The organism is Odoribacter sp. N15.MGS-14 (assembly GCF_000980245.1).
Taxonomy (GTDB): domain Bacteria; phylum Bacteroidota; class Bacteroidia; order Bacteroidales; family Marinifilaceae; genus Odoribacter; species Odoribacter splanchnicus.
Genome location: NZ_LARE01000044.1, coordinates 1 through 25,833 on the forward strand (window position 1 = coordinate 1; position 25,833 = coordinate 25,833).

The window sequence follows — 25,833 nt, forward strand, 5'->3', positions numbered from 1 at the left end:
CTGAGTTAACATAGCCGAAACATTTTGCAGATCGAGATTTTTAATATCCAACCACAATTTACCTCCATTTTGCTGAATATAGCCAAAATAAGGTTCTATAGACAGGTTAAAACTAGTATCTATATCATGTGTCACATCGAATACCGAATCCTGCCGAAAGACGATATCTACTTCAAAGTTACTATACCTTTCACTGTGTTCATATAATTTTTCCATCGAATTGCAACGATGCAACCAAATTTTATCCGGATGCTCCCCAACCTCGTCGATGGCTACGATACACCCAAAAAATAGTCCAATGACACAGGCAACTCCTATAAATCGAATAATACGCACAATTTTTTCTTTTCACTCGGATAAAAGTAAAAAAGACCTGACAAAACCACAAAAATATTCGACAAAACCGGAATTTATTTCGATTAAATAACGAATTTTATCCATCTTTTAAGTCTGATCTCTGATTTCCCCCCCTCTCCCTTTATCCGTACCAACCCATCGCTTAGCCGGATGAACCGAATAAACTTTCAGGCGATTCATTTGACAATCCTGAAATAATAATTATATTTGTCACGAAAAATCACCTTATAAGTCGGAATAATATCATTTCTGGGAGGCTCGGAAGGAGCAGTCTCCGGGAAAGGTTTGTATTTCTAACAAAAAAAGGAGAAAAATAAGATTGTTCTTACTCAATCTTGAACTAAAACAATACCCCTAAGTGTGAGTATCGAAAACATTTCATATCTTTGTTGCGTCCTTTACAGGATAGCATTTTAAAGATGAAAGTGTTTCACTTTTATCCTTGACAGGAAATCTGACAATTTCGAGAATACAAGGATAATCAATACAAACACTCATCACTTGTCTGTTGATGTATCGTCAAAGTACATACGGATAAGTGTGGGGTATTGTTTATTTGTATTCGGGTTTTGTCAGAACCTCCTGTCAGATAAAGCAAGGCTCCACACTTTCTTTTTATAATCAACCGGCCAATCGGAGTCTGTGGTCATAAAACGATTTGAACATCAGTTATAAAATTCAAATTCATTGCATTATGAAAAAAATTTCATTCATTCTGCTGGCTTTGCTATGCTGGTCAAGTATGGTGTCGGCACAGGAAAATAACAATCGTTTACGTAAAAAGTACCGCAATCTGAGTTTTGTAAAGCAGGAATTCGAACCGGCTTCTTACTTCGGTATGGATCAAACGCTCAAAAGTAATTTCGGAGCAGCTTTCACCGTCGGCAGGACTTTTTATCTTCATAAAAAACCGATAGCCGGTTTGATCCGTTTCGGTCTCGACGCCACCTGGTTCGATTTGAATTACACCAATTACAAACTCGAATACCGTTGGGAAGACAATTACGATGAGGAAGAAGAACCAGAAACCAGTAATTTCCATCAAGCTGAAATCGGCATGCAAGTAGGTCCTTCTGTTACCGTCAATCCGGTCGGGAAACTAAACGTCAACGCTTATTTCCGGTTTGCCCCCAGTTTTTCAGCTTTATACGACGACGATACCCTCCTGGGAAACTATGCTTCTTATTTTGTCACCGGCGGCGGTATCTCTTACGGAGTTATCGGCCTTGGAGTGGAATCCAGATGGGGAAGTTGTAAATTTAAATCTTTCGGAGGCGGTGATTCCGAAGAAGACGAACAGGAGCCGGAACCCGGAAAATCCAAATTCAACGGAATGCGTGTTTACCTATCCTTCAGATTTTAATATTAAATCAGCTTAATCATGAAAAAGATATTACTATTCATTCAGGTGTTTGTTGCTGTATGCCTGACAGCCTGTTATACCAATGTGATTACCGATTATGAAGGCGAAGGCGACGGAGGCGGCGGAGGCGGCGGAGGCAATCCTTCCAATCAATTTATAACCCTGTCCGATCCTGCTCAACTCAATCAGACAGCTTATGCCGACTCTCCCTCCTGCGAGATCACTTTTACCACCACCTCTTCGTGGGAGAGTTATATCCAAAACGATGAAGCCCGCTCCTGGGTTACCGTAACCCCTTCTGCCGGAGAAGAAGCCGGGGAACATACCATGCAAATATTATTAGATGAAAACACGACAGGAAATCCCCGGACAGTTCGAATCGAACTAAACTGTCAAAGCCAAACCGAAACAATCACAATCAATCAGGAAGCTGTCCGGCAGGACGGCAGTTTCCCGGAATCTTACGAACCGGATCCCTTCGAAGCCTGGGTGGAGCGTATCACCATCACAGAAGTCACAGAAGGAGTAGAAAACCGGAATAATTGGCTGGAAATCAGATTCGGTTACAACGATAACCAAATTCAGTATATTGAAAAAACAGGCATTTATACAGAAAATATCGAAGGTGAAGAAATTCAAAATGAAACGATACTGTCAGATATTCATATAAATTATATGCCCGAAGATCACCGTTTATTTTATGAGCAGAATACTTATGAAAATAACAATCAGGTTACTCAAAAACTTTACAGCGAATGTATGCTGAACGAACAAGGCCATATCAGGGAAAATCAGGCAACTTACTTCGACATGATGAGTAATGAAGAGCCCATATCGATTGTATATCGTTACAAAAATTTCCGTTTACAAAATATCGGTAGCGACCAGGAACAGTTCCAATATATATGGTCGGATCAAAACAGAGTAGAAACACAGGAAAAAATCACAAGTGACGCTGAATATGCTACTCTGGAAACCTTCACGTACACCACGGAAGAAAATAATAAAGCCAACCTGGACCTTAATCAACTTTATCAGGAGAACTACCTGTCGATGGTCGGTTTGCTAGGGAAACGCAGCCAAAATCTGTTGGCTTCGATCAGCGACAAAAAAGGCAGCAGAACAGAATTCACTTATACTTTCAATATGTCCGGTTATGTAGAAACCATTACGGCCACCCATTTCTTTGAAGGTATTAAAACTCCGACGAAACAAGTGTATACTATCTTTTATCAAGGCTTTTGAAGTTGAAAATCCACATCTTTTTCAACGATTACGGAGTAATTTTCAACTTTCAGGTCCTATCTTTTTCAGTGACAACGGTTACAGTGATCAGATTTGATTTCCATAACCGTTGTCACTAAAAAACGGCAGGATTATTTCGGTACTTTTCGTCTTCGGTATTCGTGTCCGGGAACCCGGTCGCTTCTGTCAGTCGTTTACCTTATTTTTTTCATTGACCGGTGGTATCTGACAAACGTAGTGAGGAGTTATACTATACATCTCCCTCACAAAATTACCCCTTTCCGCGAAAAACACAAACAAAAAAAATTCAGAAAATTTAATTCAGAAATCAAAATTCCAATTCTTCGGAAAATTGACTATTTTAGCAGATCATTTTATCACCATTTTCATGACAGATTTAAAAGCAATCACTTCACATTTTGCCATTTCGGGAGAGGTGGCAGAAATAAAACCGCTAGGATCGGGGTTGATCAACGATACCTTCCTGGTAACAACCCGATATCCCGATACCCCGGATTACGTATTACAACGCATCAATCAGGCTATTTTCACGGATGTTCCTTTATTACAGGAAAATATCCGTTACATTACCTCCCGTATCCGTTACCATTTGCAACAACGGAATGCAAACGATATCGACAGGAAGACATTGACTTTAGTACCTGCTACAGATGAAAGGCTTTATTATTATGACGGAAACAGTTACTGGCGGCTGACTATTTATATCGCCGGATCGAAGACTTTCGAACAAGTGACGCCGGACCTGGCCTATCAGACCGGAAGAGCTTTCGGAGAATTTCAATACTTTCTGTCAGACATTCCGAATCCACCGATCGGAGCGACCATTCCCGACTTTCACAACATGGAATTCCGCCTCGGACAGTTCCGGGAAGCGATCGCTCGAGACAAAGCGGCCCGTCTGGCTAAAGTGCAACCGATCGTGGATGAACTGCTCGGACGTTCTGAGGAAATGTGCCGGGCTGAACGGCTTCACCGCGAAGGGAAATTACCCAAACGCATTACCCATTGCGATACAAAAGTCAACAATATGCTGTTCGATCAGGATGACCGTTTTCTTTGTGTGATCGACCTCGACACAACGATGCCTGGATTTGTATTGTCGGATTTCGGTGACTTTATCCGTACCGCTGCCAATAAAGGAGCAGAAGACGATAAAGAATTGGACCGGGTAGGTCTCGATATGGAAATATTCCGGGAATTTGCCCGGGGCTATCTCGAAACGGCAAGTGCCTTCCTTACCCCTATCGAAAAACAATTGTTACCCTATGGGGCACAACTTCTAACCTATATGCAAACCGTCCGTTTTCTGACCGATTACCTCAACGGAGATACATACTACAAAATCCAATATCCCGAACACAACCTGCAACGGACCTTGGCTCAATTGACCCATCTCCACAGCATAGACAGTCATCTGGAAGAAATGAACGCCTGGATTAATCAACTCTCAAATCAGTAATTATATGAAAAAAATCACTTATCTATTGACCGCTTTTCTGATCCTGGGCATCAGCAGTTGCCAATGTCCTAAATCTTCGGATCAAACGACTCCCAATCTGATTCGCACCGCTATTCCGGAACGTCCGGCCGGCCAGACAGACGTCATAGGCCTTCGCTGTGCACCCCTCGACACCGTACGGGTCGGTTTTATCGGATTAGGCATGCGCGGCCCGGGGGCCGTCTATCGTTTTACCCAAATCGAAGGTACTGCCATCAAAGCCCTCTGTGACCTTTATCCCGAGCGGGTAGAAAAAGCCCAGGAGATCCTCACCAAAAACAATCGTCCCCAGGCTGCCGCCTATAGTGGAGAAGAAGGCTGGAAACAACTTTGTGAACGCCCCGATATCGATCTGGTATATATCGTCACTCCGTGGTTGTTGCATACTCCCATAGCCGTTTACGCCATGGAACACGGAAAACATGTCGCCATCGAAGTCCCCGCAGCCATGAATCTCGATGAATGCTGGCAACTGATCAATACTTCCGAAAAGACCCGCAAGCACTGTATGATGCTGGAAAACTGCGTATACGACTTTTTCGAACTCACCACCCTGAATATGGCCCAACATGGATTGTTCGGTGATATCCTCCATGTCGAAGGTTCGTATATCCACAACCTGGAAGAATTCTGGGCGGCCTATCAAGGCAACTGGCGGCTGGATTTCAATGAAAAATACCGGGGGGATGTATATGCCACCCACGGCATGGGACCTGCCTGTCAACTCCTCGACATCCACCGGGGAAATAAAATGAACTACCTCGTTTCTATGGATACCAAAGCCCTGACCGGCCCGAAACTGGTAGAAAAGATCAACAAAAGGGACGGTAAGGATTTCCAGAACGGAGACCATACGATGACGATGATTATGACCGAAAACGGCCAAACCATGCACATCCAGCACGACGTCATGAATCCCCGGCCTTATTCCCGGATGTACCAACTGACCGGCACCGAAGGTTTCGCCAACAAATATCCGGTAGAAGGCTATACATTCCGTTCTCCGGAGCAGGTCGAAGGTGTACCCGATCACGAAAATTTAAGTATGCACTCGTTCGTCCCGGCAGATGTGAAACAGGCGCTGATGGAGCAATACAAACACCCCATTCAGAAAGAACTGGAGGAAAAAGCCAAAAAAGTCGGCGGACACGGTGGCATGGACTTCATCATGGATTACCGGTTGGTATATTGTTTACGCCACGGCCTCCCTCTCGATCAAGATGTCTATGACGCAGCCGAATGGTCCTGTCTGGGCGAACTCACCCGCCTCTCCATCGAAAACAACAGCATGCCCGTCGAGGTCCCCGATTTCACCCGGGGCAGTTGGCAAAAAATGAAGGGATATCATCATTTTATGATCGGAGAATAATTTTACCCATCATTCAAAATAAAAATCGTGCAGATCCGGGAAGGTTCTGCACGATTTCATTTTTGATATTTATATAGATATTTACATGAAATGTACGTTTGTAGGTATAAATATGTATATAACTACCAAAAATTATAAATTTAAGTCTCTTTTGATATGATTTACCGGGTTTCTTCCTATCTTTGTCCTCACATACCATGGGGCAGACCTGGATTTGACAGCATGAAGAATAGGTATGTAAGCATGTCGGGAGCAGTGAAACGGCCCGTAAATCCCGGACACAAAATTTTAGTTGGCGAAAATAATTACGCTCTCGCTGCCTAATCTTTAGAAGATTGAAGGCTTAATCCCTGTTCAAGGAACGGGGACGGGACATCCCGCCGGTGGTTCCACCTTATTCCGGCCGGCATACGGGGTGCAGTCAATTTAAGGTTAGTCTTAGCCCACCTTTGGCGAAAGGCGAAAATTTAAGAGGATAAGCGATGGCTTGGGTGTCACTTTCCGGACCATCGTCGAAAACCAATAAGTGACTAAGCATGTAGAAAGCATATGGATTCCGTGTTTGGACCAGGGTTCGATTCCCTGCTGCTCCACAACAAACGCTGATTATCAGTATTTTACAAAAACAACACCCAATTTTACACCCGAATTTGTAAAATTGGGTGTTTTTTAATTAATACCTAATTTGAAAGTTGTATATTATTCTTAATGAAAAAAATTAAACTAAATCTTTATCTTTAACTTTTGTCCCGGACGAATGTCTTTGACCTGATTTTCAGAGATTCCGTTCCAGCGCATAATATCCTTATTCGATACTCCCGGATATTTCTTGGCGATAGACCAAAGGTTTTCTCCTTTCCGGACGGTATACAATACAAACTCACCATCGATCGTTTCGACTTTCGGGGCTGAGGCTACGTTATCTTCCTTACCGGTATAAGCAGCCTTATTCTTGTATTGATTGGCTTTTTTCTCAGGTACATACACCACCAATTTTTGCCCCGGCCGGATCGTCATCCGTTTATTGAGGTTGTTCCAGTATTTCAGGTCGGCCAAGCGGACATTGAATTTCATAGCAATAGCTCCGGGTACATCACCACTTTTCACAGTATATACCAAACGGGCCCGTCCGTCCTGTCCCAAAGCCTGTGCATGCACTTTAATCCGGTTTTTAGGATCGGCGGTCCGATCGCTATCGTTGAAATATTTACTGCGGTTACAAGCAAAAATAGAATCCTGATTATCGATAAAACTACCGATATGGTTATAAGGCATCTTCAAAGCGTACGATTTTCCAAAACCGGCAGGAATAACGTCGGCCCGGTACTGAGGGTTCAAATCACGCAATTCTTCAACAGAAAAATCCAGCTTGGCCGCAATTTGCTCGAAATGCAAAGCATCGTTCACCATAATACTGTCACACATCGGCGGCAAGGTTGATTCTATCGGGAAAATGCCATGTTCTTTATAATAAGCGAATACATAATTCGCAGCGATAAAAGCGGGCACATATCCCCGGGTCTCTCTAGGCAGATGATAGTATATATCCCAATAATTCTTTTTTCCTCCGGAACGACGAATCGCTTTATTGACATTCCCCGGCCCACAGTTATAAGCAGCTATCACCAGAATCCAGTCTTCATAAATAGCATACAGATCGTTCAGATAGCGAACTGCCGCCTGAGTTGCTTTTACCGGATCACGGCGTTCGTCGACATAGGAATTGATTTCAAGCTTATACATTTTCCCTGTGCCGTACATGAATTGCCATAATCCACAGGCCCCCGCCCTGGATAAAGCTTTCGGATTTAAAGCACTCTCGATTACAGGCAAATATTTCAGTTCCAAAGGCATACACTCTGCATCCAACGCTTCTTCGAAAATGGGGAAATAATATTCACTCCGTCCTAACATATTGGCTACCTGCAACCGTTTTTTCACCGTATACAGTTCGATGTACGTACGGACAATATCGTTGAACGACAATGGAACGGCAGATTGTAAAGAATCCAAACGCAACAGATAAACCGAATCGTTACAGGGAACAATATTTTTACAACTCTCTGCTATACAAAGCGAATCGACATAATAAGTACTATCCCGTTTCCCTGTATACCAGCTCGTATAATAATAATCCAATTTCTCCAGAAAAGATTCCGGAATAGAATCCGTTATAATCTGATTTTCAATTACAGTATCTTGCTCTACCGAAGCAACACTATCTTTAGACACCACATTCACCCCGCATACAGCATGATATAGCAGACAGGATACAGCAAAAAACAAAAAACGTATCATCTCGCGTTAAAAATTAAAAGTTAAAGTCAAACCGATACTTCCTCCGCTAACAGGACTATAGGAAGAAGTAGGTTGTAAATTAAAACTCAGATTATCATCTATCTCAAAATCATAAAAATGCGCATACACCGTGGCATCGATAATATTAATGGCATAAATAGCGGCCATCACAATATAGCACAAATCCCGGTTCCGCTTAAAAGAAGTTTTCCGGTTACTCAACGTATTTTTAAACCAGGTTTGTCCCTGGGATGTTTGCAAATAAGGATCGGTCTCCACATCGAAAGCTTTGGGAATTTTATCCCACGCGGGATTTTGCGGATAAGGCGTATCCGGATCTTTGGCTTTCGCATCCAGATACTGCACCCATTCGACATAAGCATCCCGATACTCCTTGAAACGCTTCTGGTTCCAGGCAATACCATAAATATCGGCAGCCATACCCCCGTACAGGATAGGCACTTTCCACCATTGTCCGTTGTATATCTGTCCCGATCCGGGAAGAAGCATAGCCATAATCGTGGCTTTATGAGGAGAATGAGGTTTCCGGACGATCTTCTCAAAAGCTTTAAGCGTATCGTCGGCAGTTACTAGCTGAGTCACCGAATCTTGCGATAAACTCAATGCTTTCACACTAAGTCCTGCCAGAATGGCTACTATCAAACAAACAATTTTTCTCATTCAATCTTATCCAACAACTCGATGATCTTTTCCAGTTCTGCATCAGACTTAAAGCCTATAATAATTTTTCCTTTCCCGCTTTCATTGCGTTTCAGTTCCACCTTGGTATCGAAACGCCGTGACAGATGTTTTTGCAACTCGATATAATCTCCGATCTCGTTACTCTTCTTCGGTTTATCTTCAACGACCGGAGCCTCTGCAGGTTCTTCCACCTGAGGATGTACCAATTCCCGGACGATCTCTTCCACTTTCCGCACCGAGAAATCATACTCCAGAATCTGTTCGAAGATCATCAGCTGGGTATCCGGGTCCTCTACTCCCAATATCGCCCGTGCATGTCCCATGGAAATTTTTTTATCCCGGACAGCCAATTGAATCTGAGCAGGCAATTTCAATAAACGAAGATAATTGGCAATAGTAGCTCTTTTTTTCCCTACTCTCTCACTCAAGCCATCCTGAGTGAGATTGCATTCATCTATCAAACGCTGGTAACTGATGGCAACCTCGATCGCATTCAGATCTTCACGCTGAATATTCTCGATCAAAGCTAATTCCAGCAGACTATCGTCTTCTGTTTTACGAATATAAGCCGGAATAGTCGACAAGCCGGCTAATTTGGAAGCCCGGAATCTTCTTTCTCCGGCAATAATCTCATATTTCCCTTCTTCGACAGCCCTTACGGTAATGGGTTGTACAATTCCTATCGCTTTAATAGAGGCAGCCAACTCACTCAGAGCCTCCTCGTCAAACTCCGTTCTCGGCTGAAAAGGATTGGGACGGATATCGGCAAGATTCAACTCTTGTATGGCCGATACGACAATCTCTCTGGTCACCGGTTCTTCAGCCGCATCAGCAATCAGGGCTCCCAACCCCCGTCCTAATACATTTTTTTTTGCCATAACTCTATTTCATTTTGATTATAAATTTACGATTCGATATAAAAAAGGGATACGATCGTAAATCGAAAATCTTCCTTCTGTATTTATTTTAATGTAGATCTACTTTTATTCCAAATTTCTTTTAATCAACTCTTGTGCCAACAACATATAGTCTTCAGATCCACGGCTATTTGCATCGTAGAGGATAGCAGGCTGTCCGAATCCGGGAGCTTCTGCCAGTTTCGTATTCCGGTTGATCAATGTCTTGAACACCATATCCTGAAAATTCTTTCTCACCTCTTCAACCACCTGATTCGACAACCTCAACCGGGCATCGTACATCGTCAACACAAATCCCTCGATCTCCAGATCGGTATTCAACCGTTTCTGAATCAGTTTTATCGTACTCAACAATTTTCCAAGTCCTTCCAAAGCAAAATACTCACATTGCACCGGAATAATCACAGAGTCGGCAGCTGTCAGTGAATTTACGGTAATCAGTCCCAAAGAAGGTGAACAGTCGATCAGAATATAATCGTATTTATCCCTCACCGGTGCAAGCACTTTCTTCATGATATTTTCACGGTCCTCCAGATTCATCATATCTACTTCAGCTCCGACCAGGTTAATGTTAGAAGGTAATAAAGCTAAACGGTCGATCTCAGTCTTCAATGTTGCCTTTTCTGCTTCCAGTCCGTCGACCAGACATTCATAGATGGTCGAATCTCCTAATTTTTGCACGTCATATCCCAATCCAGACGAAGCATTTCCCTGTGGATCTGCATCTACCAACAAAATTTTTTGCTCCAAAACCGCCAGACTGGCAGCAAGATTCACTGAAGTTGTTGTTTTTCCGACACCACCTTTTTGATTTGCAATAGCAATGATCTTAGACATAAATTCCCATTTTATGATATTTGTCGTAAAAGTACAATTAAAAAAATTATCTCTTTGATTTTTGAATACCTTTTTAATAACAAAAACGGCTTTTTTACTAACAATTCATTTTTTCAAACTGACAGTCAGAGATATACAAACCGCCTCACTCTCCGGGATAAACTTTTCCCGAAAAACAGAAATTATTGCTACTTTTACTCCCGCAAATAGTCGGTACCCTCAATCAGGTATATTTAATCGATAAATCGAGTATTTATGTTATCAGTCATTCAATTTCTACATCCGGTATTTCTATACGGATTACTGTTATTGGCTATACCTGTTCTATTACATTTGTTCAGTTTAAAGCGATATAAAAAAGTCTATTTCAGCAACTTCAACTTTCTGGAAGCTTTACAAAAGCAAAAGAAAAACAGTTCACGTTTAAAAAATTTAGTGTTGTTGTTTCTGCGTCTATTAGCTTTAAGCTGTATTGTCATCGCTTTTGCTACCCCCTATCTCAACCCGGAAGGAAAAGCTTTGCCCGCAACGACCACTCCCCGGATTTTTATCTACGCCGACAATTCTTTCTCGATGACCAATACAGGTTCGCAAGGAAGTCTTTTCGAAGAAGCGAAAAAACATCTTTTCGACATCGTCGATACCTATCCCGCCGGTAGCCGTTTCAGCTTGTTCACCAATGATAAAGTTCTTCCGGTCACATTGGATAAAGAAAAAATGCTCCAGGCTATCGGGAATCTTAAAATCAGCCCGGCCACTAAACCACTTTCTCAAGTCTATAAAGAAGTAAAAGAATCGGGAGAAAACCAGCCGGGTACGCTATTCCTGATTTCTGATTTCCAGAAAAAGAACTGTGATTTCCAACACATCACCACCGACTCTACCCTGGAATCCGTCTTTCTGATGATGAAACCTGAAAACCGAAGTAATCTCTATATCAAAGAAGTGAACTTCGGGCAAGCCTTCCATAAACAAAATCAATCCGAAACAGTATATATCACCCTGGTCAACACTTCAGACAGGGATTTTCACCATATTCCGCTCACCCTGACGATCAACGGAAAAAAGCGCAGCATCATCCAAACCGATCTCGAAGCCCATAGCGAAAAGAAGGTTGAAATCAGTTATCTGAACACAGCAGAAGACTTTTATAAGGGAACGGTAGAAATCTCCGATTTTCCGGTCCTTTTCGACAATACATTTTATTTTGCCTATCCGGTCAGTGAAAATACCGAAATTCTGTATTTATGGCAACAGGAGGAAAATCCCTATTTTGGAAAACTATTTTCGGATTCCAGCCATTTTAGTTTTACCTCCATTCCTGTCAACCAGGCAATCCGGCAAAACCTTCCCCGCTACAGCCTGATTATCCTGGACGGTCTGACCGACAGCTCTACAGGTCTGGAAAGCATGTGGGAAGACTATCTGATGAACGGAGGCAATCTATTGGTTCTTCCGGCCTCTTCCTCTCCCGAAGTTCAGAATAAATTCTTACAAAAAATACAAGCTCCCCGCTACGACAAACGGGATACCAATACCGTAATCGCTCATATCGAAACCCAGGCAGCCTTATTCCGGGATGCATTCGAACAACCGGATATTAAAACAATACTCCCTCAAATCCGTCAGTATTACCGGCTTATTTTACCCGCCCATACCGAAATCTTATTATCGGATAAACACTCGGCACCTCTATTGGTATCCCGGCATTACGGCAAAGGAAATCTTTACCTTTCTGCTTTCAACTTTCTGCCCACCGACAGTGATCTGGTATTTCATCCTTTGTTCGTACCACTTTTGGTCAACATGGCTTTTCAGGTCAATACCGGTCTTCATACCTCCTACTTTCTGAATACCACCGCCCCCGTACTTCTGAATACCCGAACGATTCAGACCAACCACCCCCTGCAAATCCGGAACGAAAACCACACCTTTGAATTTATCCCTGAGGTGCGGAAAGATTTCAGTGGCGACCTGCAACTCACCAACGCAACGACCATACAAGAAGCAGGATTATTCGAAGTATACCAGGAAGGCCGTCTGGTCGATGTACTGGCCTGGAACTACGACCGTACCGAATCACAAATGGAATTTTGTAAGGAACAGGAACTAAGCCAATATTTTCCCCGAAGTAAGGTGCCAGATATTAAAACAACCTGCTTCGATCACAATAGCGAATTAGTAAAAGAGATTGTTTTACAAGATAATAACAAATACCTCACCGGCTGGTTTATCCTGATCGCTGTATCGGCTTTATTACTGGAGCAGCTGGTGTGGCGAAAAAAACTGAACTGATGAAGCCCGAAACCCATGCCACCCCGACGGCACAAGACATCATAGCCGAATTAAATGCCCTCGGTAATCCGGATAAAGCCGCACACCTTTCCCGTTTTTTCAAAACCGGGAAAGGTCAATACGGAGAAGGAGATCTTTTCCTGGGAATCACCGTTCCCGAACAAAGAAGCATAGCACTGAAATACCGTAAAGCAACACCTCCGGTCTTAGCCGAGTTGATCTCTTCTCCCTACCATGAAATCCGGCTAACCGGCTTACTTATCCTGGTAGACCAATTTACTAAAAACAAAGACGAAGCTTTCCGGCAAACCTGCATCGATTTCTACCTTTCACAAACCCGAAACATCAATAATTGGGATTTGGTAGACCTCACCTGCTACAAGCTTTTAGGAGTATGGTTGACAGATAAAGACCGCGGGATATTGTATGTTTTAGCCCACTCGTCCAATATGTGGGAACAGCGGATAGCTATAGTCAGCTGTATGCATTTTGTCCGGCAAGGAGATTTCCGGGACTGTCTGGCTATTTCGGACCTGCTTCTGAACCACTCCCACGATCTGATCCACAAAGCCGTCGGCTGGTTGCTCCGTGAAACCGGCAAAAAAGACCGTCAGGTATTGAAAGACTTTTTATCTTCCCGTTCCAGCCGGATGCCCCGCACCATGCTCCGCTATGCCATCGAGCACTTCCCGGAAGAAGAACGGAAAAAATACCTGAGTAGTCATTAATTTCTTATCTTTGTCCCGTATTACACATAAAATTATGATCAGTTATTTACAAGTAGATAATCTCAGCAAACGGTTCGGCGAGCAACTGTTATTCGAAAATATATCTTTCGGGATCGGTAAAGGACAAAAAGTAGCCTTGATCGCCAAAAACGGAATGGGTAAATCCACGCTTTTGCGGATTATTGCCGGAAAAGATACCTCGGAGAGCGGAACGGTAATTTTCAGAAACGACATCACAGTGGGTATCCTGGACCAGGATCCGGCTTTAGATCCCGAAAATTCTGTATTCGAAGAAGTATTCCACTCGGATTCTCGTGTGTTGAAGCTGATTAAAGCTTATGAAGAAGCAGTTGCGCACAACCATACCGAAACTTTAGAAAAACTGATTCCCGAAATGGATATCCATTCGGCCTGGGATTACGACACAACGATCAAGCAAATCCTCTCGGAACTGAAAATCGATACTTATGACAAAAAAATCGGTCAGCTTTCGGGAGGACAGAAAAAAAGAGTCGGCCTGGCCAAAGTATTGATCAGTAATCCGGATTTCTTAATCCTGGACGAACCGACCAACCACCTGGACATCGAAATGACCGAATGGCTCGAGGAATACCTGGGTAAATCGAATGCCACCCTGTTGATGGTCACTCACGACCGGTATTTTCTGGACCGGGTATGCAATCAGATTATCGAAATCGACGAATTCGGTCTGTTTTCTTATTCGGGTAACTATGCTTACTACCTGGAAAAAAGAGAGGAACGGATCGAAAACCGCAATGCCGCCATCGACAAGGCCCGTAACCTGTTACGTACCGAACAGGAATGGATGCGCCGGATGCCTCAGGCCCGTAGTCATAAAGCACAATACCGGATAGACAACTTTTACAAACTCAAAGAAACAGCCTCTCAGAATACGACAGAGAAAAAATTGGAACTGGACATCCAGGGTAAACGACTGGGTAAAAAAATCCTGGAACTCGACCATGTATCTAAAAGCTTCGACGGGCATTGTATACTCCGCGATTTCTCTTATAAATTCGTCAGGGGAGAAAAAATCGGTATTGTCGGGAAAAACGGAGTGGGCAAATCTACGTTCCTGAATATTATTACCCAAAATCTGCAACCGGACAGCGGATCGATTTCGATCGGCGAAACCGTGGTTTACGGCTACTACAAACAATCCGGTATCGCTTTCAATGAAACGGACCGGGTGATCGATATCGTAAAAAACATTGCCGAACGCATCGATCTGGGCAACGGGCGAATTATGTCCGCTTCTCAATTCCTGGAATATTTCATGTTCACCGACAAACAGCAATATTCCCTGGTCGACAAGTTGAGCGGAGGGGAAAGAAGACGATTGTATTTGCTTACCGTATTGATGGGCAATCCGAATTTCCTGATCCTGGACGAGCCAACCAATGATCTGGATATCATCACGTTGAATGTACTGGAAGAGTATCTGAAAGGCTTCAAAGGTTGTCTGTTGATCGTATCCCACGACCGTTTTTTCACCGATAAAGTGGTCGACCGGATTTTTGCTTTCGAAGGGAACGGAATCGTTAAAGATTTCCCCGGTAATTATACCATTTATAAGAATAAAAAAGAAGAAGAAAAAGAACAACTGGAGAAAACTGAAAAAGAAAAGAAAAAAACAGAGCAGCCCCAATCCACTCCGAATAATTCTGTAGAGAAAAAACGCAAACTGAGCTTTAAAGAACGCCAGGAAATGCAACAGCTCGAAACAGACATGGAACAATTGAACACAGAGAAAACAATCATCGAAACCGCATTAAATTCCGGAAGCCTGTCCCCCGAAGAACTAGTAGCGCAATCCAACCGTATTGCTGAAATAATCGCTATCTTAGACGAAAAAGAAATGAGATGGTTAGAGCTCAGTGAAATCTGATCATCCGGCTTATAGTTTTTTACCTTATTCATATTATGATCCAGGAAACGATTAAAAATTTTCTTCAACAACATCACATCTCCCGGGATGCAGGATTTATATTGGCCGTCAGCGGCGGAGCCGACTCCATATGCATGTTGCATGCATTCAAATACCTGAATCTGAAGATGTTGGTTTTGCATTGCAATTTTTCGTTAAGGGGTAAAGAATCGGACATGGACGAACAATTTGTCAAACGTTTCTGTGATAGTTACGGCATCGCTCACAGCGTCAAAAAATTCGATACCCTGAAGTATGCCCGCGAAAACGGACTTAGTGTAGAAATGGCAGCCCGCGAACTCCGTTACACCTGGTTTCGGGAAATGAAAGAAAAGAAAAAGATGGATTACATTGTCGTCGCCCATCATGCCGACGATGTTGCCGAAACCGTTTTGATCAATCTCTGCCGGGGAACAGGTATAAAAGGGCTAACCGGTATAAAATCCATCAACGGAGACATCCTTCGTCCTCTGCTCCCATGTTCGCGGACAGATATACTGAAATACATAGAAGACCACCAATTGGGGTTTCGGACCGATTCCACCAATAATTCACTGGATTATGTACGTAATAAAATACGCCACCAGATCATCCCGGTCCTCAAAGAAATCAATCCTTCGTTTCTGGATACCATGACCGAAAATTGCGAAACCCTGAAAGAAACAGAAGAAATCTTCCAATACGGCATTCACCGGCTTCAGGAAGAAATTCTGGATTGCGAGGAAGACGAATTATTGATTCATATTTCCAAAACGCTGGCCACACCCGCCCCTTATACTTTTTTATATGAAACCTTGAAACCTTTCAGTTTTAACAAAGTCCAGATCCGTGACATTCTGAATACGCATACAGCTATCCCCGGCAAACAATTCATCGCCGGCCATCATACCCTGGAAAGAGGCAGAATATTCTGGCGGCTTTACGACAACAGCAAATGCAGCCGGACAATCGTTTCAATTCCAACAACAGGTATTTATACGATCGGAAAACTAAAAGTCGAATTTACGCTCTTCCCCCGTACAGAAGAGTTTGTGATTCCACAGCAACCCGATATCGCTTGTCTGGATGCCGACAAACTCCAATTTCCCCTGCTTATCCGTAATTGGCAAGCCGGAGACTATTTTTGTCCGATCGGGATGAAAAAAAGCAAGAAAAAACTCAGTGATTTTTTCAGAGATCAAAAATTCAGCAGCAAGCAAAAACAGGAATGTTTATTATTGCTTTCGGATGAAAAAATAGCCTGGATTATCGGAAATCGCCCGGACGACCGATTCAAAATCACCTCATTTACCAGTAATATATTACAAATCAGCATTTTATAACAAAATATAAAATTTGATCATAAAATAAAAAGAGGCTTCACAGCCTCTTTTTAAACACACTAACAATAAATTTACTACACTTATAAAGCAATATAATTTCTATATCTCGCGACAAAGATAGGTATTTAAAACGTTTGCACAAATTTTTTCAAAGAAAAAATCAAAAAAAACTTACATTTTTATTTTTTCTCCCTCCATTTTGTAATAATTCCTTGTCTACAAGCGAGATGTTCGAATAAGATTCAGCCGCTCTGAATAATCTTTCCTACTAATTTTTGGGATTCAAAATTTTATTATACATTTGCACACGTTAAAGTTTTTAGGTAATCCATCGGAACGAGAGGTTTGTTTGTTTCATCAATTTTTAGGAGCCCTATTAAAACGAAGTGCATAAATAATAATTCTGAATCTTGAAAGCATTATTAGATAGCAACTTAAGATTATTATCATGAAAATGAAAAAAGTAATTATCGGTTTTATTTTCAGTTTATTTTTGCTGAGCCTTTTATCTTCATGCGCTATCGATCGTAAATGTCCGGCTTATAGTCGGCTGACAGATAGTGCTTTTTTTTATCCATCCTAACGCAAACGTTTGAGTAAATAAAAAACGGACTGTTTTACAGTCCGTGGAGCTCGTATTTTGATTTTTTTACACTAAATAAATAACCAATTTTAAACTAAAAGAAAAAAATGACAAAAATTAAAGTGGGTATCAATGGATTTGGCCGTATCGGCCGTTTGGTATTCCGCGCAGCAATGACCAGAAACGATATTGAAATCGTGGCAATCAACGATCCGAGCGAATTGGATTATTTGGTATACACATTGAAATACGACACCGTACACGGGCGTTTCAACGGAACGATCGAGATCAAAGACGGTGAATTGTATGTCAATGGACGCCACATTCTCGTAACTTCCAGCCGCGAACCGGAAGGTTTGAAGTGGGGAGAAGCCGGAGTAGATTATGTCGTCGAAGCAACAGGTCACTACCTTACCCGTGAAAAAGCGGAAGCTCACCTTCGTGCCGGTGCAAAACGTGTCGTTATGTCGGCACCCGCTAAAGACGATACACCTTTGTTCGTTATGGGGGTAAACCATCAAACTTACGACGGTAACGCAATCGTTTCCAGTGCTTCCTGTACAACCAATTGTCTGGCCCCATTGACCAAGGTCATCCATGAACATTTCGGTATCGTAGAAGGATTGATGACTACCGTACATGCTACGACAGCCAGTCAGCGTACGGTCGATGCTCACTCGAAAAAAGATTGGCGGTTAGGACGTGCCTCAGCCGGCAACATAATCCCTTCCACAACGGGAGCAGCAAAAGCTGTCGGCAAAATCATCCCGGAATTGAACGGCAAACTGACAGGTATGTCTTTCCGGATTCCGACATTGGATATATCTGTCGTAGATGTGACCTTCCGTTTAGCCCAAGAGACGACCTATGAGGAGATCAAAGCGGCAGTAAGAGAAGCCTCCGAAGGAGAACTGAAAGGAATTTTAGGTTATACAGAAGAAGAAGTCGTTTCTTCCGATTTCATAGGAGATGCCCGTACCTGCATATTCGACGCAAAAGCAGGGATCGCCCTTAATAATAAATTTGTAAAACTGATTGCATGGTATGACAATGAGTGGGGATATTCCAATAAAATGTTAGACCTGATCGCACATATGGCTACTGTAAAAGAAATCCCCAAGGTAAAACATTTGACTTACTGCAATTAGTATTCCTTTCACATCCTGATTAGCACCATAGTGATCGGTCGAGCTGAGATTCCTGCCTCCATTCATCGGTCAGAACCGAAAGTTCGCCAATCAGAGTTCACAACGAACTCGCTAATCAGGTATTCTGTCCCAACATTACACTTATTCGTAAATCCTTTCAGGATAATGCGTTTCCAACTGAAAATTGAAATCGTTTGAGTTGTTTTTTTCATTTTTTTTCGATATTCACTGAACCACATCAGAATTATTTTCCGTACTTTTGAAAGGAAATGATAATTTTATAACACTTAAAAACAATAAAAATGGCAAAGATTAAAGTTGGTATCAACGGATTCGGTCGTATCGGCCGCTTGGTTTTCCGTGCAGCAATGACTCGTAACGATATTGAAATCGTAGGAATCAATGACCTGATCGATGTAGATTACATGGTATACATGCTGAAATATGACACGATGCATGGTCGTTTCAACGGAACTGCAGAAGCAAAAGACGGTAAATTGGTTGTCAATGGTCAGGCTATCCGTGTAACTGCTGAAAAAGATCCTGCAAACCTGAAATGGGATGAAGTAGGCGCTGAGTATGTGGTTGAATCAACCGGTCTTTTCCTGACAAAAGAAAAAGCTGAAGCTCACATCAAAGCCGGTGCAAAACGGGTAGTGATGTCTGCCCCTTCTAAAGACGATACCCCGATGTTCGTTATGGGTGTCAACAACAAGAAATATGCCGGCGAAACGATCGTTTCAAACGCTTCTTGTACAACCAACTGTCTGGCTCCGCTGACCAAAGTAATCAACGATAAATTCGGTGTTATCGAAGGTTTGATGACCACGGTACACTCAACTACCGCTACTCAGAAAACTGTCGACGGTCCTTCTATGAAAGACTGGAGAGGTGGCCGTGCTGCTGCAGGTAATATTATCCCTTCTTCTACCGGTGCTGCTAAAGCTGTAGGTAAAGTTATTCCCGAACTGAACGGAAAATTGACCGGTATGTCATTCCGTGTTCCGACTCTGGACGTTTCTGTAGTAGACGTGACTTTCCGTTTAGCTAAAGAAGCTTCTTACGATGAAATCAAAGCTGCTATCAAAGAAGCTTCAGAAGGCGAAATGAAAGGTATCCTGGGATACACTGACGAAGATGTCGTTTCTTCTGATTTCTTAGGAGATGCCCGTACTTCTATCTTCGATGCAAAAGCAGGTATTGCTTTGAACAAGAGCTTTGTGAAACTCGTTTCCTGGTATGACAACGAATGGGGGTATTCAAACAAAGTATTGGAATTGATCGCTCATATGGCAACTGTGAAATAATCAGTTTTACTGAAACTAAAAAGCGTCTCGGAAAACGGGACGCTTTTTTATTTTCTCAAAGGAAGTAAAAAACGAAATACCCCTCCCTGGTCTTCCGATAAAAGCGGAGGCAATATTTTCAACTTGCTGAAACAGAAAAAAAGGTTTAAGATGAAGAGTTATTCTTCCATCTAAACCTTTTTCCACAATTGGGACGAATAAATAATAATCTAAAGTTTCGCAAAAAAAGTGACCAGAAAAGGCACACTGAAATCCACTACAAACCCATGGAATATCGCAATAATCACATACTCTTTACCTGAAAATCGGGTAATAACCGGCAAGGTAGTATCCATCGTAGTAGCACCACCGGAACAGATCGGAGCCAATTTTCCGAAGCAACGGACCAGAACAGCAGCTCCCAACAAAGTTATGATCTCACGTATAATATTAGTAGTCAAAGCGATTGTGCCCAATTCCGCCCCTCTATATTCTGTGATAAAAATACTCGACAAGGAATAATAACCGAAACCCGAACCGATAGCCAGACAATCCGTTAAACGGATATCGGTCAAAAGAAAGCTAACCCCTATACTTCCTGCCAACGTGCCGACAATCGTCGCCAAAGGCACCAGTACAATCCGTAGCTGCTGACCTTTCAACGCCGCCCAGGCTTTCCGGTCACTCCCTATACTTATACCCACCAGGAACATCAACCCGTATAAAACATACATACTAAAATCCTGCTGAAGCAATTCCTGAGGCAGAACGCCCCAGCGGGCCAGAATCACTCCAGCCACAAAAAAAGCAACAATAATCAAACTTCCTTTCATTTATTCTGAATCAAAATAACGACTTAGAAATACTCAGGAAACAGAGGACTCGTCTCTCCTCATGAAAAAAAAGCGATATACCACCCAAGCCAGGATCACACTTCCCGATACTCCTCCCAGGGCCAGGATCAAACCTTTCAAACCGATCGTATCCAGATTATTCATAATCTCTCCGTTCGTACCGACAGCAATACCTAATAAGAATAACAATAACCAAATGGCCAGCATAATCCATTTTTGTACCCACCGGAGCTGATAATTTTTCAATAAATACCCGGTGAATACGCCCAGCAACATAATTCCGACAATCTTCAACATAATCCTTTTCTTATAAAACTATCTTTTCATTCGGTTTATAAACTTTACAAACTTTTTCAAATACGTTTCGGGCTACAAAGTTAATACAGAAATTTTCAGTTCCAGCTGTATTCCGGTTTTGTATCTCTCTTTTTTCCGCTATTTTACAGGGCAGTGCTGTGGGGAGATAAAGTATATTGATTATTTTTGCCAGTCGTTTTATAGCTTTAAAATCATGAATCATTCTGTTCGAAGTCTTTTACCCTCTTTACTACTGATAGGGATCTATTTCATAGCCGATGAATTTTTCGGAGCAGTCACCGGAGTATGGGTCGCCTTTCTTTTAGGAGGAGCTGAGTTTATCTATACCCGAATCCGGGAAAAAGTATATGACAAAATGATCCTCCTCACTACTTTGTTTTTTTGTATCCCGGGTCTGATTTCCATTTGGACAAACGGTTCGGTACTTTCACAGCTACAACCGGCAATTATTGAAACGGCTTTATGTCTATTGCTAGGATTTTTCGCCTTCTCACATACCGACTTTACCCATACTCTACCTGCCGGTTACCGCAAAAATATCCACCTTTCGGGACCACAACTTCAAAGTATGCGAAAAATGTTGCGGATACTTTTTATCCTTGTCGCCCTACATACCCTACTTGCCTATACAGCCATTCTATTTTTGCCGGAGGACACGGCAAAATTCATCACAACCCCACTCTTATACATTATTTTAGGTACTTATTTCGTCGTACTTTTTATCCATAATCGTCTTTTATTGAGAAAAATGAAAAAAGAAGAATGGTTGCCTATCGTCGACGAAAAAGGAGAAGTTAGCGGCCAGGCCCCCCGCAGCATTTGTCATTCGGGATCCAAACTACTCCATCCCGTCGTACATTTACACATTACCAACGATCGCCACGAACTATTCCTGCAAAAAAGAAGTATGAAAAAAGACCTTCTGCCCGGTATGTGGGATACCGCAGTAGGCGGACATATCGGCGTAAATGAGAAAGTCGAAGATGCACTTAAACGGGAGGCTTCCGAAGAATTGGGCATCACAGACTTCGAGGCCCGTTTTCTGGGTAACTACGTTTGGGAAAGTCCCCACGAACGGGAACTGGTTTTTTCTTTTTTATGTACCCGTTACAACCGCATCCACATCGATAACGATGAAGTGGACGAAGGGCGTTTTTGGACTCTGCAAGAATTGGCAGAGGGCATGGAGAAAAATAAGCTGACTCCCAACCTGGTCCACGAATACCGACTATTACTCAAACCCTTGTTTAACCGGTCATAAAATCGACCGTATTATTCTGCGCCCCGGTGGTCCCGGTAGCACCGAAAACAGCCGAATAATTCCGTCGAGTCTATATTTAACTATTTTCGATTTGTTTTCTCACCAGGAAGTTCTTTCTTTGTGACACTATGGATGAATCTGTTTTGGATAAGTTAAAGATATTGGCAGAATCTGCCAAATATGATGTGTCCTGCGCCTCCAGCGGTACGTCCCGGGGACATAAAGCCGGGGCGATAGGTAGTGCTGCAGGCTGGGGGATTTGTCACAGCTTTGCCGAAGACGGACGTTGTATTTCTTTGTTGAAGATCATGCTGACCAACTATTGCAGGTACGACTGTGCATACTGCATCAACCGCAGGAGCAACGATATCCCGCGGGCTACACTCTCGGTAACCGAATTAGTCAATCTCACCATTGAATTTTACCGCCGGAATTACATCGAAGGCCTATTCCTGAGTTCAGGAGTCGTCCGCAACCCGGATTATACCATGGAACGCCTGGTACGAATCGTCAAGGATCTACGAACCATCCACCGTTTCAACGGATATATTCACTTAAAAGGAATTCCGGGAGCCAGTCCGGAACTTATCCACGAAGCCGGATTATATGCCGACCGGATGAGTGTCAACATCGAAATACCGAACGAAAAAAGCTTACAGACATTAGCTCCCGAAAAGGATTTCCAAAGCGTATTCACACCGATGCGTCACATCCAGCAAGGCGTACTGGAAAGTGCCGAAGAGCGGAAAAAATACCGGTCAGCTCCCCGTTTTGCCCCTGCGGGACAAAGTACCCAGATGATTATAGGAGCTACTCCGGATTCCGACAAAGATATCCTCCGGTTATCTTCTGCCCTTTATCAGCGACCGACCATGAAAAGGGTATATTATTCGGGATTTGTACCCGTCAATGCTTACGACAACCGTTTACCCCAATTGAAACAACCGCCGCTGGTACGGGAAAACCGGCTGTATCAAGCCGATTGGTTATTGCGTTTTTATCAGTTCAAAGTGGATGAAATTGTCGACGACTCTTATCCCGACCTGGACCTTGAAATCGATCCGAAACTGGCCTGGGCACTACGCCATCCTGAAAAATTCCCCGTAGACATCAACCGGGCAGATTATGAGTTATTGCTCCGTATTCCCGGTTTAGGAGTAAAATCGGCGAAAATGATCATTGTCTCCCGTCGCTACGGTAAAATCAACGGTTCGCAATTAAAAAAAATGGGGGTCGTTTTGAAGAAAGCGCAATATTTCATTACCTGTAATGAACTTCCCCTACAGACAGTTCAGGAACTCCGGCCCGAACGGGTACGCCAGTTACTCATTCCACGCAAAGGCAAACAGGAAGATCCCCGTCAGCTAAAGATTATCTTCGAATAAAACCGAAAAGCCGATGATTATCTACCAATATGATAAAAGCTTCGACGGACTACTCACCTGTATATTCGAGGCTTATGACCGAAAAATGTTTCCGGATATACTAGAGGCCGAAGGAGTTCCCCTTCCTTTATTCCACGAAGAGGTAATTCGGATTATTACCGATGAACGCAAATCCTCCCGGGTATGGAAAGGTCTTGAAAAGAGACTCTCTCCGGCCGGTCTATCCGTTATCACCTCTTGCTGGTTGTCCGAACTTCCGGATACCGACCGCTTACTATTCCGTTATATCCGTAAAGCTATTGATGCGTCTCGCCCGATCGAAATCAACTTCGGAGATCCCGATGTACTCGAAGCCACTCAAATCGCTAAGAAAGTGGGTAACGAACGTCTACGGGTTGTCCAATTCACCCGTTTTCAAAAAGCCATAGACGGGACTTATTTTGCCGCCCTCGAACCGATATACAATGTACTGCCTTTGGTTATCGGTCACTTTCAAAACCGATTCGCCGACCAATGCTGGTTGCTGTATGATATCAAGCGGGAATACGGTTATTATTACAATCGGCAAAAAGTCGATGAAGTCCATTTCGAAACCAAAGAATCCCATCTTTTGACCGGCAAACTGGATCAGCAACTGATGGCAGAAGATGAACAACTTTTTCAGCAACTCTGGCGGACCTACTTTAAAACCATCGCCATCAAAGAACGTATCAATCCGAAACTGCACCGCCAAAACCTCCCCGTCCGTTTCTGGAAATACCTTACAGAAAAATAATTCATCCTCCCCTTTTATTATTATGACCGGGTAATTACCACTACTCAAACTTAATTTTCACTTATAATAAATAATTTTTGTGCACTGATCCTGCAAAAAATATAAAATTATTTTGTATTCCCCAAAAAAAGTATTTACTTTGCGCTATGAATTCTGAAGCAAACTGCAAAAAATGAAATAGTTGCAAATAAAGAAAACGAACGTTTTTTATTGGATGATTTTTATTAAAAAATAAATTATGATGAATTATGTGTTAGTGTTTGAGAATCAAAAAATTACCTTATATGCAAATAAAAAAACCACCCCTTCCCGGGATGGTTATATGATTACACAAATTAAACGTTCGCTTTTGTTGGATATCTATAAACTTTTCAATATAGAAATCAGATCCGATTTACATGGGAATTTTCCTATTTTATGTCATTGATATGTTAATCTTATATTTATATAAACCAATAAAAAACTGATTGTACATAGCTAATAAAAAATTAAAGAGACAAACAATTAACTTTTAGAAACTAATCACTTTTAAATTTATTTCAGATGAGACAAACAACTAAATTTTTACGCATTTTGATGTGTATGGTATTGGGATTGTCGATGTCATTTCAAAGTTGTAAAGACTATGATGATGATATCGATAATTTAAACAATCGGATCGATGGGGTAATCACAGACCTGACGACTTTAAAAGAGACAGTAAACGGCCTGATTAAGGAGGTTACTTACGATGCAGCCACAGGAAAACTAACCGTAACACCGGTAAACGGTGATAGCAAGACTTACGCTATCGGTCAATCTCTTCCGACGTATGAACTGAAAGTAAGCGGAGCCTCATGCTGGCTGGAGAAAGATGGTCAACAATCAGGAGATAAACTGGAAATCGTTATACCAGACGCTCCGGCAGGATTCGATGAGACCAAACTGACAGTAAAAACGGAAAACGGGAAATATTGTATTTATTATAACGAGAAAAAAACAAATGTTGAAATTGCTGTACCGACAGAAAATTCTATACAAAAAACCGGAAACACCGTAACTATTGTACTTGGTGACGAAACAGTCAGTTTTACCTTATCGGCCGGAGACGTACTGAAGAGTCTGGTATTCGAACCCCAAGCTTATCTGAATGGTGTAGAAGCCATGAAAGCCCGTGGTATTCTTACTGACTTATGGGAAATTGTCACTTCTGACAAAACCCCGACTACAACCGGTGAAATTTGGAAAGAAAATACAACCAAAACAGTGAAAATAGGAGCTAAAGTAGTTGCTTATTATCATGTAAATCCAAGCACTGTAGATCCTGCAACGATCAAAGGCCTC

At 42.4% G+C, this 25,833-nt stretch carries 19 protein-coding genes, 1 other RNA gene and 2 pseudogenes; 15 read left to right on the forward strand and 7 right to left on the reverse strand.

Translation table 11 applies throughout. The annotated features are described in order from the left end of the window. A pseudogene (locus WS34_RS15590) lies at positions 1-336 on the reverse strand (hypothetical protein); the annotation flags it as partial. 715 nt (positions 337-1,051) lie between these two features. Here WS34_RS15590 and WS34_RS09945 point away from each other — a divergent pair. The 5 genes from WS34_RS09945 to ssrA all read left to right on the forward strand — a co-directional run bounded on the left by WS34_RS09945 (position 1,052) and on the right by ssrA (position 6,449). Further along, positions 1,052-1,720 (forward strand): hypothetical protein, encoded by a 669-nt coding sequence (locus WS34_RS09945; RefSeq protein ID WP_022161350.1) that lies wholly within the window; start codon positions 1,052-1,054, stop codon positions 1,718-1,720. A gap of 18 nt (positions 1,721-1,738) precedes the next feature. After that, on the forward strand, positions 1,739-2,965 hold the full coding sequence (locus WS34_RS09950; protein WP_046404570.1) for a BACON domain-containing protein: 1,227 nt from the start codon (positions 1,739-1,741) through the stop codon (positions 2,963-2,965). Between the two features lie 388 nt (positions 2,966-3,353). Further along, a complete protein-coding gene (locus WS34_RS09955) occupies positions 3,354-4,445 on the forward strand; it encodes a phosphotransferase enzyme family protein (protein WP_022161352.1) in 1,092 nt (363 codons plus the stop codon). Between the two features lie 4 nt (positions 4,446-4,449). Then, positions 4,450-5,853, forward strand: a complete 1,404-nt coding sequence (locus WS34_RS09960) for a Gfo/Idh/MocA family protein (RefSeq protein ID WP_022161353.1) — start codon at positions 4,450-4,452, stop codon at positions 5,851-5,853. A gap of 199 nt (positions 5,854-6,052) precedes the next feature. Beyond that, positions 6,053-6,449, forward strand: a transfer-messenger RNA (tmRNA) gene (gene ssrA / locus WS34_RS15595). 127 nt (positions 6,450-6,576) lie between these two features. Here ssrA and WS34_RS09965 read toward each other — a convergent pair. The 4 genes from WS34_RS09965 to WS34_RS09980 form a co-directional block, all read right to left on the reverse strand. Continuing rightward, positions 6,577-8,151, reverse strand: a complete 1,575-nt coding sequence (locus WS34_RS09965) for a lytic transglycosylase domain-containing protein (RefSeq protein WP_022160544.1) — start codon at positions 8,149-8,151, stop codon at positions 6,577-6,579. A 6-nt stretch (positions 8,152-8,157) separates the two neighbouring features. Continuing rightward, positions 8,158-8,832 (reverse strand): DUF5683 domain-containing protein, encoded by a 675-nt coding sequence (locus WS34_RS09970; RefSeq protein WP_013610417.1) that lies wholly within the window; start codon positions 8,830-8,832, stop codon positions 8,158-8,160. Beyond that, positions 8,829-9,731, reverse strand: a complete 903-nt coding sequence (locus WS34_RS09975) for a ParB/RepB/Spo0J family partition protein (protein ID WP_013610416.1) — start codon at positions 9,729-9,731, stop codon at positions 8,829-8,831. Before WS34_RS09975 ends, WS34_RS09970 begins: the two co-directional genes overlap by 4 nt. Before the next feature lie 105 nt (positions 9,732-9,836). Then, a complete protein-coding gene (locus WS34_RS09980; protein WP_013610415.1) occupies positions 9,837-10,607 on the reverse strand; it encodes a ParA family protein in 771 nt (256 codons plus the stop codon). Between the two features lie 255 nt (positions 10,608-10,862). On the opposite strand from WS34_RS09980, the gene WS34_RS09985 reads away from it, so the two are divergent. From WS34_RS09985 to gap (WS34_RS10010), 6 genes are all read left to right on the forward strand, one after another. Beyond that, positions 10,863-12,902 (forward strand): vWA domain-containing protein, encoded by a 2,040-nt coding sequence (locus tag WS34_RS09985; RefSeq protein ID WP_046404572.1) that lies wholly within the window; start codon positions 10,863-10,865, stop codon positions 12,900-12,902. Next, positions 12,902-13,630: a DNA alkylation repair protein gene (locus tag WS34_RS09990; protein WP_046404574.1), complete on the forward strand. Its 729-nt coding sequence runs from the start codon at positions 12,902-12,904 to the stop codon at positions 13,628-13,630. The genes WS34_RS09985 and WS34_RS09990 overlap by 1 nt, the downstream gene beginning before the upstream one ends. Positions 13,631-13,664: 34 nt before the next feature. Next, complete coding sequence (locus tag WS34_RS09995; protein ID WP_046404576.1) at positions 13,665-15,539, forward strand: ABC-F family ATP-binding cassette domain-containing protein; 1,875 nt, start codon at positions 13,665-13,667, stop codon at positions 15,537-15,539. A 35-nt stretch (positions 15,540-15,574) separates the two neighbouring features. Further along, positions 15,575-16,900 (forward strand): tRNA lysidine(34) synthetase TilS, encoded by a 1,326-nt coding sequence (tilS, locus tag WS34_RS10000; protein WP_046404577.1) that lies wholly within the window; start codon positions 15,575-15,577, stop codon positions 16,898-16,900. 690 nt (positions 16,901-17,590) lie between these two features. After that, positions 17,591-18,631: a type I glyceraldehyde-3-phosphate dehydrogenase gene (gap, locus tag WS34_RS10005; protein ID WP_013610410.1), complete on the forward strand. Its 1,041-nt coding sequence runs from the start codon at positions 17,591-17,593 to the stop codon at positions 18,629-18,631. A 302-nt stretch (positions 18,632-18,933) separates the two neighbouring features. Continuing rightward, positions 18,934-19,938, forward strand: a complete 1,005-nt coding sequence (gene gap / locus WS34_RS10010; RefSeq protein WP_013610408.1) for a type I glyceraldehyde-3-phosphate dehydrogenase — start codon at positions 18,934-18,936, stop codon at positions 19,936-19,938. Positions 19,939-20,147: 209 nt separating this feature from the next. Here gap (WS34_RS10010) and WS34_RS10015 read toward each other — a convergent pair whose 3' ends face one another. Further along, complete coding sequence (locus tag WS34_RS10015) at positions 20,148-20,750, reverse strand: LysO family transporter (protein ID WP_013610407.1); 603 nt, start codon at positions 20,748-20,750, stop codon at positions 20,148-20,150. Between the two features lie 33 nt (positions 20,751-20,783). Next, on the reverse strand, positions 20,784-21,068 hold the full coding sequence (locus WS34_RS10020; protein WP_022160537.1) for a LysO family transporter: 285 nt from the start codon (positions 21,066-21,068) through the stop codon (positions 20,784-20,786). A gap of 769 nt (positions 21,069-21,837) precedes the next feature. On the opposite strand from WS34_RS10020, the gene WS34_RS15860 reads away from it, so the two are divergent. The 4 genes and pseudogenes from WS34_RS15860 to WS34_RS10050 form a co-directional block, all read left to right on the forward strand. Next, the gene (locus tag WS34_RS15860; protein ID WP_046404590.1) at positions 21,838-22,350 is read left to right on the forward strand and encodes an NUDIX hydrolase; all 513 of its coding nucleotides are present in this window, start codon (positions 21,838-21,840) and stop codon (positions 22,348-22,350) included. A gap of 128 nt (positions 22,351-22,478) precedes the next feature. Then, a complete protein-coding gene (locus WS34_RS10035) occupies positions 22,479-23,735 on the forward strand; it encodes a putative DNA modification/repair radical SAM protein (RefSeq protein ID WP_022160535.1) in 1,257 nt (418 codons plus the stop codon). A 13-nt stretch (positions 23,736-23,748) separates the two neighbouring features. Beyond that, positions 23,749-24,510, forward strand: a complete 762-nt coding sequence (locus WS34_RS10040; protein ID WP_046404582.1) for a TIGR03915 family putative DNA repair protein — start codon at positions 23,749-23,751, stop codon at positions 24,508-24,510. A gap of 543 nt (positions 24,511-25,053) precedes the next feature. Continuing rightward, a pseudogene (locus tag WS34_RS10050) lies at positions 25,054-25,833 on the forward strand (hypothetical protein); the annotation flags it as partial.

Excerpts from the sequence above, each read along its gene's own strand:
- WS34_RS09945 (WP_022161350.1), top strand. The coding sequence starts at position 1,052 with ATGAAAAAAATTTCATTCATTCTGCTGGCTTTGCTATGCTGGTCAAGT.
- WS34_RS09950 (WP_046404570.1), top strand. The coding sequence starts at position 1,739 with ATGAAAAAGATATTACTATTCATTCAGGTGTTTGTTGCTGTATGCCTG.
- WS34_RS09955 (WP_022161352.1), top strand. The coding sequence starts at position 3,354 with ATGACAGATTTAAAAGCAATCACTTCACATTTTGCCATTTCGGGAGAG.
- WS34_RS09960 (WP_022161353.1), top strand. The coding sequence starts at position 4,450 with ATGAAAAAAATCACTTATCTATTGACCGCTTTTCTGATCCTGGGCATC.
- WS34_RS09965 (WP_022160544.1), bottom strand. The coding sequence starts at position 8,151 with ATGATACGTTTTTTGTTTTTTGCTGTATCCTGTCTGCTATATCATGCT.
- WS34_RS09970 (WP_013610417.1), bottom strand. The coding sequence starts at position 8,832 with ATGAGAAAAATTGTTTGTTTGATAGTAGCCATTCTGGCAGGACTTAGT.
- WS34_RS09975 (WP_013610416.1), bottom strand. The coding sequence starts at position 9,731 with ATGGCAAAAAAAAATGTATTAGGACGGGGGTTGGGAGCCCTGATTGCT.
- WS34_RS09980 (WP_013610415.1), bottom strand. The coding sequence starts at position 10,607 with ATGTCTAAGATCATTGCTATTGCAAATCAAAAAGGTGGTGTCGGAAAA.
- WS34_RS09985 (WP_046404572.1), top strand. The coding sequence starts at position 10,863 with ATGTTATCAGTCATTCAATTTCTACATCCGGTATTTCTATACGGATTA.
- WS34_RS09990 (WP_046404574.1), top strand. The coding sequence starts at position 12,902 with ATGAAGCCCGAAACCCATGCCACCCCGACGGCACAAGACATCATAGCC.
- WS34_RS09995 (WP_046404576.1), top strand. The coding sequence starts at position 13,665 with ATGATCAGTTATTTACAAGTAGATAATCTCAGCAAACGGTTCGGCGAG.
- tilS (WP_046404577.1), top strand. The coding sequence starts at position 15,575 with ATGATCCAGGAAACGATTAAAAATTTTCTTCAACAACATCACATCTCC.
- gap (WP_013610410.1), top strand. The coding sequence starts at position 17,591 with ATGACAAAAATTAAAGTGGGTATCAATGGATTTGGCCGTATCGGCCGT.
- gap (WP_013610408.1), top strand. The coding sequence starts at position 18,934 with ATGGCAAAGATTAAAGTTGGTATCAACGGATTCGGTCGTATCGGCCGC.
- WS34_RS10015 (WP_013610407.1), bottom strand. The coding sequence starts at position 20,750 with ATGAAAGGAAGTTTGATTATTGTTGCTTTTTTTGTGGCTGGAGTGATT.
- WS34_RS10020 (WP_022160537.1), bottom strand. The coding sequence starts at position 21,068 with ATGTTGAAGATTGTCGGAATTATGTTGCTGGGCGTATTCACCGGGTAT.
- WS34_RS15860 (WP_046404590.1), top strand. The coding sequence starts at position 21,838 with ATGAAAAAAGAAGAATGGTTGCCTATCGTCGACGAAAAAGGAGAAGTT.
- WS34_RS10035 (WP_022160535.1), top strand. The coding sequence starts at position 22,479 with ATGGATGAATCTGTTTTGGATAAGTTAAAGATATTGGCAGAATCTGCC.
- WS34_RS10040 (WP_046404582.1), top strand. The coding sequence starts at position 23,749 with ATGATTATCTACCAATATGATAAAAGCTTCGACGGACTACTCACCTGT.